General features: G+C 37.5%; 20 protein-coding genes and 3 pseudogenes. 19 read left to right on the forward strand and 4 right to left on the reverse strand.

The annotated features are described in order from the left end of the window. Positions 1 to 58: 58 nt before the first annotated feature. From IC621_RS14210 to IC621_RS26530, 12 genes and pseudogenes are all read left to right on the forward strand, one after another. Complete coding sequence (locus IC621_RS14210) at positions 59 to 238, forward strand: helix-turn-helix domain-containing protein (protein WP_191158988.1); 180 nt, start codon at positions 59 to 61, stop codon at positions 236 to 238. 12 nt (positions 239 to 250) lie between these two features. Continuing rightward, on the forward strand, positions 251 to 1,729 hold the full coding sequence (locus IC621_RS14215; protein WP_191158989.1) for a DEAD/DEAH box helicase: 1,479 nt from the start codon (positions 251 to 253) through the stop codon (positions 1,727 to 1,729). 71 nt (positions 1,730 to 1,800) lie between these two features. Next, on the forward strand, positions 1,801 to 2,088 hold the full coding sequence (locus tag IC621_RS14220; RefSeq protein ID WP_191158990.1) for a late competence development ComFB family protein: 288 nt from the start codon (positions 1,801 to 1,803) through the stop codon (positions 2,086 to 2,088). Further along, complete coding sequence (locus IC621_RS14225; RefSeq protein WP_191158991.1) at positions 2,085 to 2,771, forward strand: ComF family protein; 687 nt, start codon at positions 2,085 to 2,087, stop codon at positions 2,769 to 2,771. Before IC621_RS14220 ends, IC621_RS14225 begins: the two co-directional genes overlap by 4 nt. 56 nt (positions 2,772 to 2,827) lie before the next feature. Then, positions 2,828 to 3,010, forward strand: coding sequence for a hypothetical protein (locus IC621_RS14230; RefSeq protein WP_191158992.1), 183 nt, complete (start codon positions 2,828 to 2,830; stop codon positions 3,008 to 3,010). A 150-nt stretch (positions 3,011 to 3,160) separates the two neighbouring features. Beyond that, a pseudogene (gene flgK / locus IC621_RS14235) lies at positions 3,161 to 4,700 on the forward strand (flagellar hook-associated protein FlgK). Positions 4,701 to 4,712: 12 nt separating this feature from the next. Next, a complete protein-coding gene (flgL, locus tag IC621_RS14240) occupies positions 4,713 to 5,612 on the forward strand; it encodes a flagellar hook-associated protein FlgL (protein ID WP_191158993.1) in 900 nt (299 codons plus the stop codon). Between the two features lie 99 nt (positions 5,613 to 5,711). Further along, a complete protein-coding gene (locus IC621_RS27190) occupies positions 5,712 to 5,873 on the forward strand; it encodes a DUF6470 family protein (protein WP_396653029.1) in 162 nt (53 codons plus the stop codon). A gap of 32 nt (positions 5,874 to 5,905) precedes the next feature. Further along, positions 5,906 to 6,334 (forward strand): flagellar assembly protein FliW, encoded by a 429-nt coding sequence (gene fliW, locus IC621_RS14245; RefSeq protein ID WP_191158994.1) that lies wholly within the window; start codon positions 5,906 to 5,908, stop codon positions 6,332 to 6,334. Between the two features lie 11 nt (positions 6,335 to 6,345). After that, the gene (gene csrA / locus IC621_RS14250; RefSeq protein WP_191158995.1) at positions 6,346 to 6,558 is read left to right on the forward strand and encodes a carbon storage regulator CsrA; all 213 of its coding nucleotides are present in this window, start codon (positions 6,346 to 6,348) and stop codon (positions 6,556 to 6,558) included. Between the two features lie 188 nt (positions 6,559 to 6,746). After that, positions 6,747 to 7,895 carry a flagellin N-terminal helical domain-containing protein gene (locus tag IC621_RS14255; protein ID WP_191158996.1) on the forward strand — a complete coding sequence of 383 codons (1,149 nt, stop codon included), beginning with the start codon at positions 6,747 to 6,749 and terminating at the stop codon, positions 7,893 to 7,895. A 342-nt stretch (positions 7,896 to 8,237) separates the two neighbouring features. Next, a pseudogene (locus IC621_RS26530) lies at positions 8,238 to 8,354 on the forward strand (flagellin); the annotation flags it as partial. A gap of 556 nt (positions 8,355 to 8,910) precedes the next feature. On the opposite strand, the gene IC621_RS14265 reads toward IC621_RS26530, so the two are convergent. From IC621_RS14265 to IC621_RS14275, 3 genes are all read right to left on the reverse strand, one after another. Next, positions 8,911 to 9,321 (reverse strand): hypothetical protein, encoded by a 411-nt coding sequence (locus IC621_RS14265; protein ID WP_191158997.1) that lies wholly within the window; start codon positions 9,319 to 9,321, stop codon positions 8,911 to 8,913. Between the two features lie 115 nt (positions 9,322 to 9,436). Next, positions 9,437 to 10,591 carry an LPXTG cell wall anchor domain-containing protein gene (locus IC621_RS14270; RefSeq protein WP_191158998.1) on the reverse strand — a complete coding sequence of 385 codons (1,155 nt, stop codon included), beginning with the start codon at positions 10,589 to 10,591 and terminating at the stop codon, positions 9,437 to 9,439. Between the two features lie 109 nt (positions 10,592 to 10,700). Further along, positions 10,701 to 11,534: a hypothetical protein gene (locus IC621_RS14275; RefSeq protein WP_191158999.1), complete on the reverse strand. Its 834-nt coding sequence runs from the start codon at positions 11,532 to 11,534 to the stop codon at positions 10,701 to 10,703. Positions 11,535 to 11,975: 441 nt separating this feature from the next. On the opposite strand from IC621_RS14275, the gene fliD reads away from it, so the two are divergent. The 6 genes and pseudogenes from fliD (at position 11,976) to IC621_RS14305 (ending at position 16,865) form a co-directional block, all read left to right on the forward strand. Further along, a complete protein-coding gene (gene fliD / locus IC621_RS14280; RefSeq protein ID WP_191159077.1) occupies positions 11,976 to 12,569 on the forward strand; it encodes a flagellar filament capping protein FliD in 594 nt (197 codons plus the stop codon). 23 nt (positions 12,570 to 12,592) lie between these two features. Next, positions 12,593 to 12,994, forward strand: a complete 402-nt coding sequence (gene fliS / locus IC621_RS14285; protein WP_191159000.1) for a flagellar export chaperone FliS — start codon at positions 12,593 to 12,595, stop codon at positions 12,992 to 12,994. Continuing rightward, positions 12,994 to 13,344 (forward strand): flagellar protein FliT, encoded by a 351-nt coding sequence (locus IC621_RS14290; protein WP_191159001.1) that lies wholly within the window; start codon positions 12,994 to 12,996, stop codon positions 13,342 to 13,344. The genes fliS and IC621_RS14290 overlap by 1 nt, the downstream gene beginning before the upstream one ends. A gap of 500 nt (positions 13,345 to 13,844) precedes the next feature. Then, on the forward strand, positions 13,845 to 14,399 hold the full coding sequence (gene hpf, locus IC621_RS14295) for a ribosome hibernation-promoting factor, HPF/YfiA family (protein ID WP_191159002.1): 555 nt from the start codon (positions 13,845 to 13,847) through the stop codon (positions 14,397 to 14,399). Positions 14,400 to 14,714: 315 nt separating this feature from the next. Then, positions 14,715 to 14,849 (forward strand): annotated as a pseudogene (locus IC621_RS14300) (HepT-like ribonuclease domain-containing protein); the annotation flags it as partial. Positions 14,850 to 14,912: 63 nt separating this feature from the next. Beyond that, on the forward strand, positions 14,913 to 16,865 hold the full coding sequence (locus tag IC621_RS14305; protein WP_191159004.1) for an SEC-C metal-binding domain-containing protein: 1,953 nt from the start codon (positions 14,913 to 14,915) through the stop codon (positions 16,863 to 16,865). A gap of 68 nt (positions 16,866 to 16,933) precedes the next feature. Here IC621_RS14305 and IC621_RS14310 read toward each other — a convergent pair whose 3' ends face one another. Further along, positions 16,934 to 17,065 (reverse strand): Fur-regulated basic protein FbpA, encoded by a 132-nt coding sequence (locus IC621_RS14310; protein WP_224752539.1) that lies wholly within the window; start codon positions 17,063 to 17,065, stop codon positions 16,934 to 16,936. A 182-nt stretch (positions 17,066 to 17,247) separates the two neighbouring features. On the opposite strand from IC621_RS14310, the gene IC621_RS14315 reads away from it, so the two are divergent. Then, a complete protein-coding gene (locus IC621_RS14315; RefSeq protein ID WP_191159006.1) occupies positions 17,248 to 17,403 on the forward strand; it encodes a hypothetical protein in 156 nt (51 codons plus the stop codon). Positions 17,404 to 17,476 lie beyond the last annotated feature (73 nt).

The raw sequence follows: 17,476 nt of genomic DNA on the forward strand, positions 1-17,476 counted from the left end.
TGTCATGGATAATACTACCTGTTAGTAAGTTATCCAAAAAAAGGAGTGTTTAGAAAAATTGTCTATTCTATACGATAAGAAACAAAGAACGTATAAGCATTGGAGTACATTAGAGGATAGAGAATTGCTTCAGCTTAGAGAAGAAGGACTGAAGTATAGAGAGATCGCCAAAAAATTAGACCGCTCACCACTTAGTGTTGAAAAGCGCTATCGAAAAATCATTGAATTATATAAATGAACGAGGTGAAAAATGAGAATCATTTCATCCATAGATGCTTTAACACTAACCTATGACCTCCAACGCGGCAGGAAGCTATCAGAATGTTCATTCCTGCCACGGCCTCCGCTAGACACATCATTTTCCTTTAACAAGGACCTTCAAAATATTCTTTATGGACGACACTTAACCAATGACGACTTATCACTCCCTTTAAGCGAAATGCAATCTCATCTTGAAAAAGGGTATCTAAATTTGGATTATGGAGTATTTAAGAAAAATGGAAATTGGTTCTGCAATCGCTGTGGAAACAACAACTTAAATAAGTTTGCTGTTTTTCATTGTGCGAGATGCGGTGAAAATTGCACATATTGCAGATCCTGTATCATGATGGGGAGAATCTGTGAATGTACTCCTTTTTTCACTTGGTCAGGCCCTGCTCTGGAATTACCTCCTCTACATAATTCTCTAGTCTGGTCAGGGGCATTATCAGCCGGTCAAGCTAATGCATCCAAGAAAATGATCGAAAGTATAAAAGCTCCCAGATCACTTCTAGTTTGGGCAGTTTGTGGAGCGGGAAAAACAGAGATTTTATTCGAAGGGATACAAGAGGCATTGGCTGCAGGAAAGAGAGTTTGCATTGCCACACCGCGGACTGATGTCGTCCTAGAACTTTCACCAAGGCTCAAAAACGCGTTTCCAAACGCAAATTTAGCTGTATTATATGGTGGAAGCGAGGATAGAGGAAAGCTAGCGTCACTCACCATTTCAACTACCCACCAGCTTCTCCGTTACAATCAAGCATTTGATGTCCTCATTATTGATGAAGTAGATGCTTTCCCATACTCATTGGATGAAACCCTTCAGTTCGCAGCAGAAAAAGCAAGAAAGCCACAAGGAACTCTTATCTATTTATCGGCTACCCCTTCTAAAAAGATGCAGCATAAAGTCGAAAGGAGAAAGCTCGATTGTGTAAAGATTCCAGCTCGTTATCACGGCCATACATTACCTGTACCATCCTTTGAATGGTGTGGAAATTGGCGTAAGGCGTTAGAGAAAAGAAAGCTGCCGCAAACCATTCTAAATTGGGTTCTAAATCAAATTGACAATCAGAAACAGGCATTTATTTTTGCGCCAAGAATTGAATTTCTTAATAAAATTGTCGATCTCATTAAACCATTTTGTGATCTGGTTGATTCTGTTCACGCAGAAGATCCTGAAAGAAAAGAAAAGGTACTAGCATTTCGTGAAGGTAAAACACTGTTACTTGTTACAACAACGATCCTTGAGCGGGGAGTGACAATTCCAAATTCAGATGTGGCCGTTCTTGGAGCCGAAGACAGTATTTTCACAGAAAGTGCTCTCGTACAAATCGCAGGCCGGGTTGGCAGGCACCCCGATTATCCGGGAGGGGATGTTTTTTATTTCCACTATGGAAAAACAGAGGCGATGATTCAAGCGAAAAATCATATTGAAGCAATGAATTCTCTTGCCAAAAAATCGAATATATAATGGCGAATCATTCCTAATTTAAAGCAGTTATGACAAAATATCACTGAAAAATCTCTTTTTAGGAGGATATTATGGTTATAAATGCGATGGAACAGATTGTGAAGCATCTGCTGGATTCCTATAAAGAAAAACTGGGAATGAATTGTTTTTGTGAAACATGCAAGGAAAATGTGTTTGCGCTTGTGTTAAATAAAGTCCAGCCCCGCTATGTATCCGATTATGAAAAAGTTGCTTATGTTAAAGCAAACTATATAGACAAACAGGAAATGACATCATTACAGGTCAAGCTGGCAGAATGTGCAAAGATTGTTTCCGATAACCCTCTTTGTGAAGAAATGAAAAAACGAGGTGACAGATGAACCAGTGTCTTATTTGCGACCAAAGACTTGAAATGAAAAGTTCATGGAGAAGTCTTTTTCTTCTAATAAAGGAAAAGAAAATATGTGAAGAATGTGAGCAGCAATTTAAGCTGTTAACAGGCCCCATTTGTACTGTTTGCGGGCGGATGACTGAAGAACCTGTTTGTTCAGACTGCAGCCGGTGGCAGAATCAGCCTGAATGGAAGGACACACTTGTCTGTAACCGCTCTACGTATGAATATAACGACTTTATGAAAGAGGTATTAGCAGCTTTTAAATACCGCGGGGATGCTGAGCTGGTTTACGTATTTAAGTATGCTTTCGAAAACACGTTTAAAAAATATTTTCAAGAAAATGATATGATTGTTCCTATTCCCTCAAGTAAGGAACGATTGTACGAACGCGGCTTCAATCAAGCTAAGCTTCTTGCTGAATGTTTGGATCTTTCTATTTATGAGCCAATAACTAGACTTCATCATGAAAAACAATCAAAAAAGTCCCGCCAGGAAAGAATCCAAACGAAAAATGTTTTTCAAATGACAAGCCCCTCCGCCATCTCCAATCAAAACATCCTTCTCATCGATGACCTCTATACAACAGGAACTACATTGCGTCACGCGGCCAAAATCCTCCTTGAGCATGGAGCTAAATCCGTGTCTTCGTTAACCCTGATAAGAAGTTAACATTTCCCTTTAGAAACCGATATATAAAGTATAGTAAGATGATAGGAGAACCTTTTATGAATGAACTATCCGACTGTCCGAATTGCAATGCTCTATTTGTAAAAACTCAATTTCGTATTGTTTGTCAGGAATGCTTTTTAGTGGAAGAAAAACATTTTGAAACTGTCTATTACTTTTTGCGAAAAAGAGGAAATAAATCGGTTGCACTTAAGGAAATCACGGGCGGTCGACTGAAGTAGAAGAAGCATTGATTCTAAAATTTCTATGTCCCTTGATATGATTGCACCTCAAGAACAGCCGCTTACATACCAAGCTTCAGCAAAGAAGCAAGGAACAGACGCAAAACGGCGGGCATTATTTGATTCAAGAGCGTAACGGAGGAACGTGAGATGATTTCAACTTTTCATGGTTTAGAAGTGGCAAAACGAGGAATGAATGCACAACAAAGTGCTTTATATACGACAGGTCATAATATTTCAAATGCCAATACACCCGGCTACACAAGACAACGAGTAAATTTTGTGCAGACAGATCCTTATCCTGCTGTATCAAGGGACCGTACTCAGCTTCCTGGACAAATGGGAACAGGTGTAGAACCAGGCTCTGTCCAGCGGGTGCGCGAAGGATTTTTAGACCTCCAATTCCGAGGCGAGAATAAAAAATTTGGATACTGGAATTCCCAGGCAAATGCTTTTCAAAAGATGGAAGAGATCATGAACGAGCCTTCAGATGCCGGTTTATCGAAGACTTTGGACCGCTTTTGGCAATCCCTTCAGGATTTAGCGCTAAATTCAGAAAACGCGGGGGCACGTTCAGTTGTCCGCGAACGCGGAATTGGGGTAGCTGAAACGTTTCATTATTTATCGACTTCTTTAAAATCTGTCCAAAAAGATTTGAAAAATGAGTTGGATGTTTCAGTGAAGGAAATTAACTCATTAGCTAATCAAATTAATCAGATTAACAAGCAAATTTCTGAAACTGAACCCCATGGCTATCTTCAAAACGACTTATATGATGAAAGAGATCGATTACTCGATCAGCTCTCCACTCTAGCAAATGTAAAGGTAACTCCGCAAAAAACGGGCGGAAACAGCCTGGCAATTGCTGAATGGTTATATACAGTCGAGCTTGTCGCTGATAACGGAAAATCTCATGAGATTTTAGTAGATTCTTCAAGTAAGCAGGTAAATGAAGTAGCGGTCAGCATGAATGAACGCAATGGACTTGTTGAATCAATCAGCATTGGATCAAAAGAGATTACAAGTATGGATTTTAAAAGTGAGGGGAAGATTAGCAGTTTAATAGATTCTTACGGATATACATATAAAACTGGCAGCGGAGAACAAATCGAATCAGGTCTTTATCCTGACATGCTAAAAAATCTTGATGAAATGGCCTATAGCTTTGCTAAAGAGTTTAATAGCCTGCATAAACAAAGGACACAGCATATCGAGTATTGATAATGGTACGCCTGTATCAGACTTCTTTGATCTGGAAGGATTGACGGATCCGAAGGGAGCTGCGTCCTCTATCGACATTCATGAAGACATTGTAAAAACAATAGATAACATAGCCGCCTCCAGTAATGGAGAAAAAGGTGATGGAAATCATGCCATTGCATTGGCAGAAATGAAAAACAGTGCACTCACGATTGGAGATACTACTACAAACTTACAGGATTTTTATGAAGGTATGATTGGCGGTATGGCTGTAGTTTCTCAGGAAGCGATTCGTTTAAGAGACAATAGCGCTGTCTTGACGGGAGCTGTAGAGCAACGCAGGCAATCGGTAAGCTCGGTTTCTCTTGATGAGGAAATGTCGAATATGATCCAATTTCAGCACGCTTACAATGCGTCAGCGCGAATGCTTTCTCTGCAGGATGAATTACTTGATAAAATCATTAACGGCATGGGTATTGCCGGAAGATAGAGGATGACATAAATGCGAGTAACCCAAGGAATGCTGGCAAATAACGCGATGAGAAATTTGAGCAGGAGCTACCAAATGCTGGGGAAATACCAAGATCAGATGAATACCGGGAAGAAAATTCAACGTCCGTCTGATGATCCGGTTGTGGCGATGAAGGGAATGTTCTACCGGACAAACTTAACGGAGATTGAACAATATAAACGAAATTTGACGGAATCCTATCAATGGATGGAAAACTCAGAAGGCGGAATTGAACATGCCCAGCAGGTGGTACATCGTGTGAGAGAGCTTTTAGTCCAAGCAAAAAATGGGACGAATAGTCCTGAAGATTTAAAATCGATTGAGGTAGAGATTAATCAATTAAAAGAAGACCTTATCGGAGTGGCAAATACTCAAGTAGCAGGCCGTTACATTTTCAATGGAACAAAAACCGATCAGCCTGCTATCTCGAAAAATTCCGATGGTTCTTACACCTATCATTTTGAATCCTCCGATTTTATGGTCGAAGTTTCAAAAGGGGTCCAGCTTAAATCAAATGTTGATGGTCTGAATGCATTTGGCGAAAAGCTGGAATCAGGGGATAATCTATTTGAAACACTTGAAAAGATCCAAGCTGCTCTCAATTCAGGTAATATGAGCGGTTCAGAAGATTTCTTAAACGATATTAATGCTCATTTTGATACGATGAATGCTGAACGTTCAGAGCTTGGAGCCCGTTATAACCGTTTAGAGTTGATTGAAGATCGATTAAGCAATCAAGAAATAACAGCCAATAAAACATTATCAGAAAATGAAGACGCCGACATTGAAAAAGTCATCATGAACCTAACGATACAGGAAAGCCTTCACCGCGCATCCTTAGCGGTTGGTTCAAGACTTATTCAGCCTACATTAATGGATTTTTTAAGATGAGCTATCTTTTTTAGGAAGATGGCTTTTTACATGAGGTTAGAAGGTACAAGTTGATTAAAGTGTTATTGCATTAAGTATGTTATCTTTGTTCAGCCCCGAGTGCCATCGGCCATTTGGTCTCAAACCGCTCCGCAAAAGCCATTTATTGATGCTGCGCCAGACAAACCAATTGTTGATTACGAGTCTGGGAAAGTTGGAATTGAACTTCTGAAAGAACCGAGTTTACAGATTGATTTTACTAACCTAGACATAAAGGTATAATAGAGTGAGCCCCTTGAAAAGGAATGTGAATAATGATAATAGAAACGAAATATCACGGAAGCACCAACATAGATGAAGAGCAGATCCTGCAGTTCTCAAATGGGATCCCTGGCTTTCATGACGAGAAGCAATTTGCCTTATTGCCATTAAGTGAAGAATCACCCTTTTTCGCAATGCAGTCTATCCAAACATCAGATCTGGCATTTATCGTAACAAGTCCTTTCCTATTTTTTCAAAGCTATGAATTCGATCTTAATCCAAACACAATGGAAGATTTAGAAATCGAGAAAGCAGAGGATGTTGAAGTGATAACGATCCTTACTGTTAAGGAACCTTTTGAAAACACGACAGCAAACCTTCGGGCACCGCTCATTATCAATCGAACAAATAAGAAAGCTAAACAAATCATCCTCGAAAATTCAGAATTTCAAACAAAGCATCTTATTATAAGAGAAGGATAGGAGGTGGAAGCATGCTAGTTTTAACAAGAAAACCAAACGAAGCCATCCGAATCGGCGACGAAATCGAAGTAAGAATCCTCTCGATTGAGGGAGACCAAATCAAGATCGGAATCGAAGCCCCAAAAAACATCGAAATACATAGAAAAGAAATCTACCTCTCTATCCTAGAAGAAAACAACCAAGCCGCTTCCATCTCGCTAAACCATCTCAACCAACTAAAATAAACGAACCGATAACCTTGAGCAAAAATGCTTAAGGTTTTTTTGTTAATTTCTATAAAAAGAACTAAAACAAACTACCAAAAAGTCGATATATAAACTGTACAAGCAGACAAAAGGCGGCCGACTTTTAAACCTGCTTTAAAATCAATTCACACGGATGTGAAACCAAACTTTCAAGGAGGAAATAAGAAATGAGAATAAATCATAATATTGCGGCGTTGAATACTTATCGTCAGTTAAATAGTGCTTCCGGTGCACAATCGAAATCAATGGAGAAATTATCTTCTGGTCTTCGTATCAACCGTGCTGGAGACGATGCAGCTGGTTTAGCAATCTCTGAAAAAATGCGTGGGCAAATTCGTGGGTTAGACCAAGCATCTAAAAACTCTCAGGATGGAATTTCAATGATTCAGACTGCTGAAGGAGCGCTAAATGAAACTCATAGTATTCTTCAACGTATGCGTGAATTAGCAGTTCAATCATCAAATGATACAAATACTGCTGAAGACCGTAGTAACATTCAGGATGAAATTAATCAGTTGGGTGAAGAAATTCAACGTATTGGAGAGCAAACTGAGTTCAACACTAAGAAATTACTGAATGGTGATATGGGAGCTGGACAAGCAGTTGCTACTCACAAAATCTCAAATACAATGCATGCGGATAACGTAACTGGTACTACTTTAGACTCGCTAAAAGATGCTAATGGGAACAATTTAGGTATAGCAGATAGAGATACGATTACTGCAACATGGTCAATTAATGGAACGCAACATACTGCTACGTTGGATGTAACAGACATTACAACGCAAGATATTGATGCTGTTTTTGGTGCAATTACAACTGAAGGTTCAGCTACAGCAGCATTTGATGGCGTGACAGGAAACCAAATGGAAATAACTGCTGCTGGTGCTGGAACGGCTAGACAAATTAATGGATTCACAATTGAAGTAAAAAGTGCTGCAGGCGTTCGTAAAGAAGCAGCTTCTAATGCACTATCTAACTTCTCTACAGAGACTGAAGCTAAAGATGTTCGTGCTGATGGAAGTGCTGATTTCCAAATTGGAGCTAATCAAGGTCAAACATTAAACCTTTCTTTTGAAGATATGAGAGCAGATACTCTTGGAGTACGTAATCTGCAAGTATCAACAAAAAGTCAAGCGGGTACAGCTGTTAGCGTACTAGATGAAGCAATACAAAAGGTTTCTAAAGAGCGTTCTAAATTAGGGGCTAATCAAAATAGATTAGAGCACACAATCAACAACTTAAACACATCTTCTGAAAATCTAACAGCAGCAGAATCTCGTATCCGTGACGTAGATTATGTTTTAGCTGCCTAAGCAGCAACAAGCACAGTCGTCCTAGCTGGTAACGGCTAGTGAGTATAATCGGGTGAATTGCTGGAAAACCCTTAGAGCTTCTCTTACCACAACGTAGTTGGAAACGACAAGCGTGAAGGTTTGAAAAAAGAAAAGATTTGGGCAACCAGCAGCCAAGCTCCTGTTCCGAAAGGATGGAGAAGGTTCAACGACTAGGGTAGACCGTCTAAGGCGAAAGCTATGATGATGAAATCCTTAGGTGAAACAATGGTCATCAGCATTGTGAATCCGAAGTGCCCGACCCCTACTAGATTGCTAGAGGGTGAAGATATAGTCTGGTCATTTATGAAAGTAAATGTTCGCACGATGGCGAAAGAAATGATGAACCAAACGAAGAATTCTATTCTTTCTCAAGCAGCACAAGCAATGTTGGCTCAAGCTAACCAACAACCACAAGGAGTTTTACAACTTCTTCGTTAATTTTAGATGATTTGAAAGGGACTCTAGTTTTGCTAGGGTCTCTTTTGTATACATAATGATGAAAAGACCACTTTGAAGGGGAATGATCAAATGAAAAAGAAAAAACAGTGGAAGCTTTATTGATCAAAGTAGTTATGCAGAGGGGAGTACAGAATTAAATTCCGATCAATTAAACTTACTAGAGGCCATATTAGAAACTTTTAATGATGATCTTACATTAATTAGTTTGCCTAGTAGTTTGCAAGAATGCTTTGTAGAGTACGTTAAACCAGAAATCATAGGCGAAGGCATTCTAATGTACCAAACTTTCATCATGCAAGACAAAGTGGCAGGAATCATGCTGTACTCCATTGTTGGAACATTAGGTAACGAAATTGAACTTTTTAGCTGAACAAACTGAACTAAAGGCGAGATAATGCTTAACCTAAGAAGTTGGATTGAGGGATTTATATTTTCAAGGAATTTTGATATATGACAGTCAATGAAACTTTTTTATAGCAAACGAAAAATGAGCCATTTGACAAATCAATACTGAATCACTATAGCTAAAGCCCCGTTAATTCTCAGCTAATCTATTTAATACCATTTCATGATGTCCAACTTTTTCAGAAAGATACTTAACATCTTTGCCTAACATATTAGTATTGTTCTGCACTTGCTTAAGCATAGCAAGAATATCGTCTTCATTACTAACTTCTATTCGCCTTGCTATTTCTTTGACTTCACTAATTTCATTATCAACTTTATTAAATCGTTCCTCAATGTCCCCAAATCGTTTATCAACTTTATCGAATCGTCCGTCAATGTCCCCAAATCGTTTATCAACCTTATCGAATCGTCCGTCAATGTCCCCAAATCGTTTTTCAACTTGATTAAACCGTTCTTCTATTTTATCGAATCGCCCTTCAAATTGTTCTATTGTATGATTTATTGAAACTAAAAGATCATATATTTGCTTATTTTCCATGTCTATCACCTCATTGAATTCTATTATAAAATAAATCAAGGGAAGAGATAACCCCCAATGAAACAAGAAAGGACACTTGCCTTGTTAATAACAAAAGCAAGTGTCTTTTCTTTAATCATGAAGCTTTCAATTTTCTACTGCGGAAATAAAGCAGGGCTCCTAATAAAAGGAGACTAGCTCCCGCAATCGGCATGAAGCCAATGCTGAAAAATGATCCTGTGTTTGGCAGCTTATGCCCAGATTTGTTTTCTTTATTTTGTTTGTTTTGTTTTTTATCAGATGATGACTTGTCTTTGTTGTTGTTTGATTTTTTGTCATTAGAATGTTCTTTTTTGTTATTGTCTGGCTTGTTAACAATCGGAGTTGCTCCGTTGTTTTTGTCGTCATCTGATGGTTTGTCGCTTCCACTGTTATCGTCGTTATTATCATCGTTACCGACATTATCTTCATAGTATTCAACGACTAGAGGGACCGTAATTTCTTCAACTGTGTTGTCTCCTCTTTTGGCTTTAACTGTTACCTTTAACCCTTTAAGTGCATCAAGAGATTTAGCTTCACCTAGTGCAGAGAATGCTAACTGATATCCTGTGCCTGGACCAAAATCCTCATCAGGAAGATTGACGGTCGCTGTATTACTATTCCATTTAAGGTCAAGGTTTTCATTCAATCCATCATCAATACCTGGAAGGTCAAAGTAGTCTGGAAGGTCGCCAGATTCATAGCTTTCAGGAGGATAGATTTTGATTGTGTCAGGAACGTTAAATTCGATATCTAAACTATCCACATCTTCAGCAAGTAAATTACGAATTTCAGCGCTAAAGCCTAAAGCAAATTGGTTTTTATTAAACCCTGGGACATTTGCTATCGCTTTTGCGTTAGCTTCAAAGTATAGTTCTTTATCCATAACAGAATAATCAAACTTTGTACTTCCTATAGCCCCAAGTTCAAGGAGCTCTCCTTCTTCATCATATAACAGTCCTAAGTCTCCTTCTGACTGTGTTTGAGTCGGTTTCCCCAAAACAGGGATAGTTGCAGAGATGTTTACTTTTTCACCCGATTTAATCGAATCCTTATTGATTGGTAGAGACATAACTATCTGACCGTCCTCTAGCTCAATCCATTCTGCATCATCGCTTTGGCCAATAGCTACTTCATCAGAGACCGGCAAGTAAACCCTTGTCTTTTTCACATCAGTGAGATTTGCTTCACCGGTATTTTCAAGGGAGATATTTACATCAAGGACAAATCCATCTTTTCCAGCTTCTTTCACATTTCCAGTTGCTTTTCCGTTAATTTGTTCCCAGCCTTCGACGACAGATAATGAGTCTTCCGATTCTTCATCAGGTTCTTCTCTGCCCCAATACTTGCAAAAGAGAGAGTTACAGTATCAATGTCGTGCGTTTTAGTAAATATATCTCCCTGTCTCTCATATCTGCCCCCTTCATATATATATATCTTTCAACAGCTTTTCCTTCTATAGGAAGGTTAAACTTTTCATAAATGTATTCATCAAATGGTACAGGTTTGTACTTAACATAAACCATTCTTCCGTCCTGTATTACACCTTCTGGAATAAGCCCTTTTATAAGATTCACGCCTTGTGGAAGGGGAAATCCATAATAACCATTTTTGTCAACTTCATCTTTACAATTAAGAATATTTGCGTACATCTTAAGTTCAAAATAGCCTTTTTCTTCATTGAATTCTGACCCTCCGCCAATAAGTCCACCAAAATCTTGCTCATCACAAAATAGCAGATCTTCTTCATTTTCATTCTCGTTGGCTTCTTTATCTTCTATTGTTTGTTCAGAATTATCAGCTGTATCGTCTGTTTTTGGAGGTTCGGAAGGATTATTATCTTCTGTTTTTTTATTTTCTGATACTTCTTCTTTTGTATCATCAGCTTTTTCTTCAACCTTTTCTACAACTGGGGGTGCTTCTTGTTGTTTTGTCTCTTCTTTTACTGCAGGCTTTTCTTCTTTAGTTTCTACTTTAGGTGCTTCACCCTTTTCAGCTTTGTCTTTTGTTTTTGCCGCTTCAATAGGTTTTTCTGGTTCATTTTCTGTTCCTTCGGTTTTTAAAGCAGATGGGTCCTCAACTTTGACTTTTTCTTCTTTCTTTGGGGCTTCCACATTTGTTTCAGCAGCATGGACAAGTGTTGGAGACACTGCTAAAGTCAGTGCTAATACCAAAGCTGAAATTCTTTTAAACATTTAAACACTCCTTTCAGAATTTTCCACTAATGACGATATTCTTACCAAAATTGCTCCATTAGTAACAAACCATTATGTATTTAGACTCATAGATTCAGTGAAAATTTTGTTGCACTATGAAAATAGCAATCGAAAAATGTAAGAATTTAGTCAATTTTGGATACATTCAATATGATATTATTTACAATTTTAGAAATCAATTGGAATAATTATTTTTGTAAAAAAAGGGAAAAATAACCTATAAAAGTGATACAGATATACAAATTTTGTCGAATTATTATAGTGGTTGAGTTGGTAATGAGCGTCGAAAGATTTATATAGAAAACAGTTTGTTAATGTAACATGACTGGATATTTGGAGGAACGGATACATAAATAAAGGCTTAAAAGAAAATCTTTTATAAGTCTTATTTCCTGTGAATAAAGACCTTAACATAAGTTTATTCAATTTACTGATGATGAAAGAGAAGAGCTTAATGAAAAGCAAATTGAATTGTGGGAGGAAAAAGCAAAAAGCGGACTTCTTAAAAATGACTCATTATTAACTGGAGGCTTGAATCAACTTCGGTTAGATATATATAGTCCCGTCGAAGGCATTAGTCAGGAAGCGGCCATGCTTTCTCAAATCGGAATTAAGACGTCGAGTAACTATCTTGACAAGGGCAAGCTTATTTTCGATGGAACAAAATTACGTGAAGCAATTGATAAAGACCCTGAATCCATTTTTCAGCTTTTCAACCCAAGCGGTTCAACAGATGAAACAAAAGGTCTTACAAAGCGTCTAAGAAAGACACTGCAGGATACAAAAAATAATATTGAACAAAAAGCCGGCAATACAGGTACATTATCAACAAATGATTCTTTTTTGATCGGCCGTAACTTAAAAGATGTCGATAACCAGATTACACGTTTTGAAGACCGCCTTATCCAAATCGAAAACCGCTATTGGAGGCAATTTACGGCCATGGAAAAGGCTATCCAGCGGATGAATGAACAATCTATGTACCTCATGCAGCAGTTTGGCGGAGGAATGTAACAAAAAAACAAGGAGTGTTGGTAATGGCAATGAGTAATCCTTATGCAGCCTATCAGCAAAATTCGGTAACAACAGCATCCCCGGGAGAGTTAACGTTGATGCTTTATAACAGTTGCCTGAAGTTTATTAACCTGGCAAAACTAGCCATCACTGATGGTAATGTTCAAGAAAAAAATACGAATCTCATTAAAGCGCAGAAAATTATAAATGAATTAATAGTTACGTTAAATCAAGATTTGGAAGTTTCGGAAAACATGATTGTTATGTATGAATATATAACCCATCGCCTAATCGAAGCAAATGTTAAAAATGACCAAGCAATACTTGATGAGGTTGCTGAATATGTGTCTGATTTTCGTGACACATGGAAGCAAGTCATTCAATTGTCTCACAAACATCAGTTTGGTCAAGGCGGTCAGACTTGATGGCTGCGATAGAAGAACTTTTTAAAAGTACTGAAATGCTTTATGAGGCACTAGATAAGACAGTAAAAAGAGAACTGCGTGACGACCAAATTCAGGATATTATGTCTCTGTTAGACAAAAGGGATGAATCTATGAAAAAAATTCAAACTTCCTTATCATCTCAGGAAAGTCGCTTAATGAAAAAAATCATAGAGCAAGACAAAATTATATTACCTCTTTTAGTCAAAGTAAAAGCAGGGATTCAGCAGGATATTCAAAATGTAAGAAAGACAAAATCATCTGCAGTCAAATACGTGAATCCATACCAAAATCGTACAGCAGATGGAATGTTTTATGATAAAAGAAAATAGGTGAAATCTATGCCTAACCATACAACAGAGCAATTTTATTGATTGAAGCATTATTATCACCTATTAATTTTAATATTGGAGAAAGGTTGAGTATGACGTGGAGAGCTCATGATAGAGTATATGAGAAAGATAACGAAGGATAACGTCCATCAAGCCCAGCAAATTTTAGCTTCAATCGAAGAAACCTAAGCATCATCAGAAGAAATCCCTCTTCTGCTCAATCCAAGCAAGCTCCCCAAGAACTACAAGACCTAGTTATAAATTTAAAATATAAGTTCACGGGTTGACACGGTACCAGGTACCGTTTGTAGCATATTATCACGTCACTCTTCATATACTATCTCCACCTATTCGGAGGAATTGTAAAGATTATTTCTTAAATTGCTACATTCCTCAACAATATTCATAATAATTTCACATAAATTTTACGTTTAAGCAGGAATGTAGAAGGGAAGTGTAGAAATAAGTTTACATATCCTTAACAAAAGGAGGAGTTCTGATTGAGATATAACGTCAGAGGGGAAAACATTGAAGTAACTCCAGCATTAAGAGATTTTGTAGAAAAGAAAATTGGGAAACTGGAAAGGTATTTTGACGATCCAGTAGAAGCGAATGTACATGTTAATTTGAAATTCTACAACGATCAAGATTCTAAGGTGGAGGTCACCATTCCTCTTACAGAACTCGTGCTTCGCGGCGAGGAACACAATCAGGATATGTATGCGGCAATTGATTTGGTCGTTGATAAACTGGAGCGCCAAATTCGTAAACACAAAACCAAAGTAAACCGCAAGCTGCGCGAACAAGGCTCTCCAAAATATATGTTCGTCAATGATGAACCGGAAAAAGCAGCTGTTGCAGTCGATGAGGAAGAACATGAATTAGTAAGAACAAAACGCTTTAACTTAAAACCAATGGATAGTGAAGAAGCCATTCTTCAAATGAACATGCTGGGTCACAGCTTCTTCGTTTTCACGAATGCAGAAACGAATAGAACCAATGTGGTATATAGAAGAAATGATGGGAAATATGGATTGATTGAACCGAATGCTTAAATTAGGATAAATTATTTTAAAGTGGCAGATGCACCCTTGCATTTTGCCACTTTTTTGATGGAAAAGATTTTAACTGAATTACAATATTACTAAGGGTGCAACTGGTTAGAGGGCATAGACCAATCCAAGAAAAATTAAGAGCAGTCTTCCTGCCCTCTAATGCTATCGATCGGTAAACAGAGGTCAAGTATTTTTAACGATTGAATCTATCCGGTCAAATGAATTTTGATTTATTAAGGAATTTTAAACATTTTTCTTTTGAAGATTGAATAGGAAGAGAACAAACCTTGCTATAATGTAATTAGGCAATGGTTAATGAAGGCAATGGTTGGCTTTAGAAATATCGCTGTCCATGATTATCAAGAGATTAATTTGCTGATTTTACAGAACATCCTTGACAAGCATTTGACTGATTTTAAAGAGTATACTAAATTAATTCTTCAACATTGAAAGAAATAGAGGGAGTCCTTATACTAAAATCAAGAAAATTAGTGACAAAAGAAGGTGTTCAAATTGTCTGTTGGCAGAAATGACCCATGCCCATGCGGAAGCGGAAAAAAGTATAAAAAGTGCTGCATGAACAGCAATGTAGTTCAACTGGGTGATGTTATTTTTAGTGAGCTTCAGCAAATTCAGGAAGAACTCCGTGAATATGCAGTCAACCACTATCCAGATGTATTGGACGAGGTTCTTGAAGAAATAATCGGTGAGCGTGATTTGTCAGATGAAGAGTTTAAAGAGATTCATTTGATCTTATTGTCATGGTGTGTTTTAAGCATTCAATTTGAGGATCAAGAAACGATTTTTCATAGATTTTGTCAAGCGATTAAAAACAAATACCGGCCATCAGCAATTAGCCTTTTGGAAAAATGGATTGGTGCAACTGGATCACTGGTTGAAGTGACAAACATTTTAGATAATCTTCATCTCGAAGTGAAAGATATTTTTACGAATGAGTTAAAAACAGTAAAGCTGCAAGCTCCTGCTGAAATAGAGCAAGGATCTTTGTTGGGCGGTTTCTTACTGCCTTTCGGATCGTCCTATTCGTTTTTGTATGGTCAATTTGTAGAGTTGTTTTTTGATATTCCTTCTTTCCTAAAAGAGTTTCATGAAATGGAAGGATTTGATGACGATCAAGCCAAATTACGTGCTATCTATCCTGTTTTAATCGTAGATAATACATTTGTGGAAATGGGTGATATGCCTTCGGTAGAAGAGCTTGAATGGAAAAATCCTTATCATAGAATGGTATCAGTTCTATATCAGAATGTCGCATTAAAAACTGGGTGGCCGGCTGAATTAGCTGATGTAGGTTCGTTTATGTGGCATTTTTATTGCCTAAAAGAAGATCCGCAAATTCGCAAACCAGAGAGCTATGCAGCAGGTTTACATTATTTTGTTGATACAAATGTCCCAATGCTTGGTTTCTATACTCAAGGAGAAATAGCAAAGAAATACGGAGTTAGTGCAGCCACTGTTTCTAAAACTTATCGAAAGCTTGAAGAAGGACTTGAAGAGGAAATTGAAAAATTACTTGCCAAGCTTCCGGCAGGATTTGAAGAGGATGATGACGGAGAAGGGTTTTATGAAGACCCATTCGCTAATTTCTCAAGGTTTGAAACAGAGAAAGCATTACGCGAAGCCGAGCAATTAATAAAAGACAAAGATTTTGATTCTATGGAAGAAATGAATGAATTTTTAAATGAATCTCTTAACAACCCACAGCTTCGCTCTAAACCAAAGCTCTCAAAGAAAGATCAAGCCCAAGACCTTTTATATGAAGCTTTAGAGTCTCAGGGCGCAAAAAGGTACAAGCTTGCTAAGCAAGCGATCAGCTTATATCCGAATAGTCCAGATGCCTATGCAATTTTAGCGGAAAATGAACCTACCGAAGAAAAGTACTTGAGGAAGCTTAAAGAAGGTGTAAAAGCCGGAGAAAAGGATTTGGGTAAAAGGTATTTTGTTGAAAATAAAGGAATGTTTTGGGGACTTACCGAAACAAGACCTTATATGAGAGTAAAAGCCTTGTATGCTGATGGGTTATATGAATCTGGACAGCTTCATGAAGCTACTAAGCAATATGAGGAAATACTTTCATTAAATGAAATGGATAACCAGGGTGTCCGTTATGAGTTATTCAGATTATATATAAAAGGAAAAGAATATAAAAAAGCAAATAACCTTCTTGAAAAGTACCCTGAAGAATACACAGCTTTTGGAGTCTTCAATACCGCCCTGATTGAATACCTGAATAGTGGATTATCTAAGAAATTTAAATCAACGATTGAAAATGCCATGAAGCAAAACCCATATGTCGCTGATTATTTAAGTGGAAAAAAGAAGGTTCCTCATAGAATGCCAGAAACCTATCAATTGGGACAAAAGGATGAAGCTATCGTTTATGCCCAAGCAAATGCTGATCTATGGCAAAAGCATCTGGATCTTATTCAATACCTAAAAAAATGATGGAACGATAGTTTTCGTTACCAAGTTTTCGGTACCAGGTACCGCGAGTACCTGGTACCGTTTTAATTTTAAAATCTTTCTTTATGATCAACAAACAGTATCTTTGTAAGCTCCTCAACATTTAATTCATAGAGCTGCCGCCCGTCATCAGATTTAAAAATGCCTTTATTTAATAATTTATTGATTAATGTCTCTTTCATTTTTATGCTCCAATTCAATGACATGTTTTCCAGTTCACTATTTACCCAATCTCTCCCCTTTTAAAACATATCTCATTCACAATAAAGTTCATTTCCTTTTTACATTCTGTTCATCATTTAGTCATACCTTTTTAATAAGCTAAGGGGACAGGCATGATTTTAATCCCTAAAGAGGTGATTGCATGAAATCAATCTTTAAATCCAGGGCATTTGCAGTTGCCATCTCGTTCGTGCTGGCAGTTGGAATCTTTTTATATCAAAATGGTCAGGACCAGCTATTTGCGAAGGAAGTATCGAAAAATTCCCTTCATATATTACGTGCTATTTTTAACAAGTAAAGCTTCTCCTTAAGTTAAGTTTCTGTTAATTCTTTCAGATTATTACTTAGAAGACCTTTAAAACGTTTGGATT

It is taken from the genome of Metabacillus arenae (genome assembly GCF_014773385.1).
Taxonomy (GTDB): Bacteria; Bacillota; Bacilli; order Bacillales; family Bacillaceae; genus Metabacillus_D; species Metabacillus_D arenae.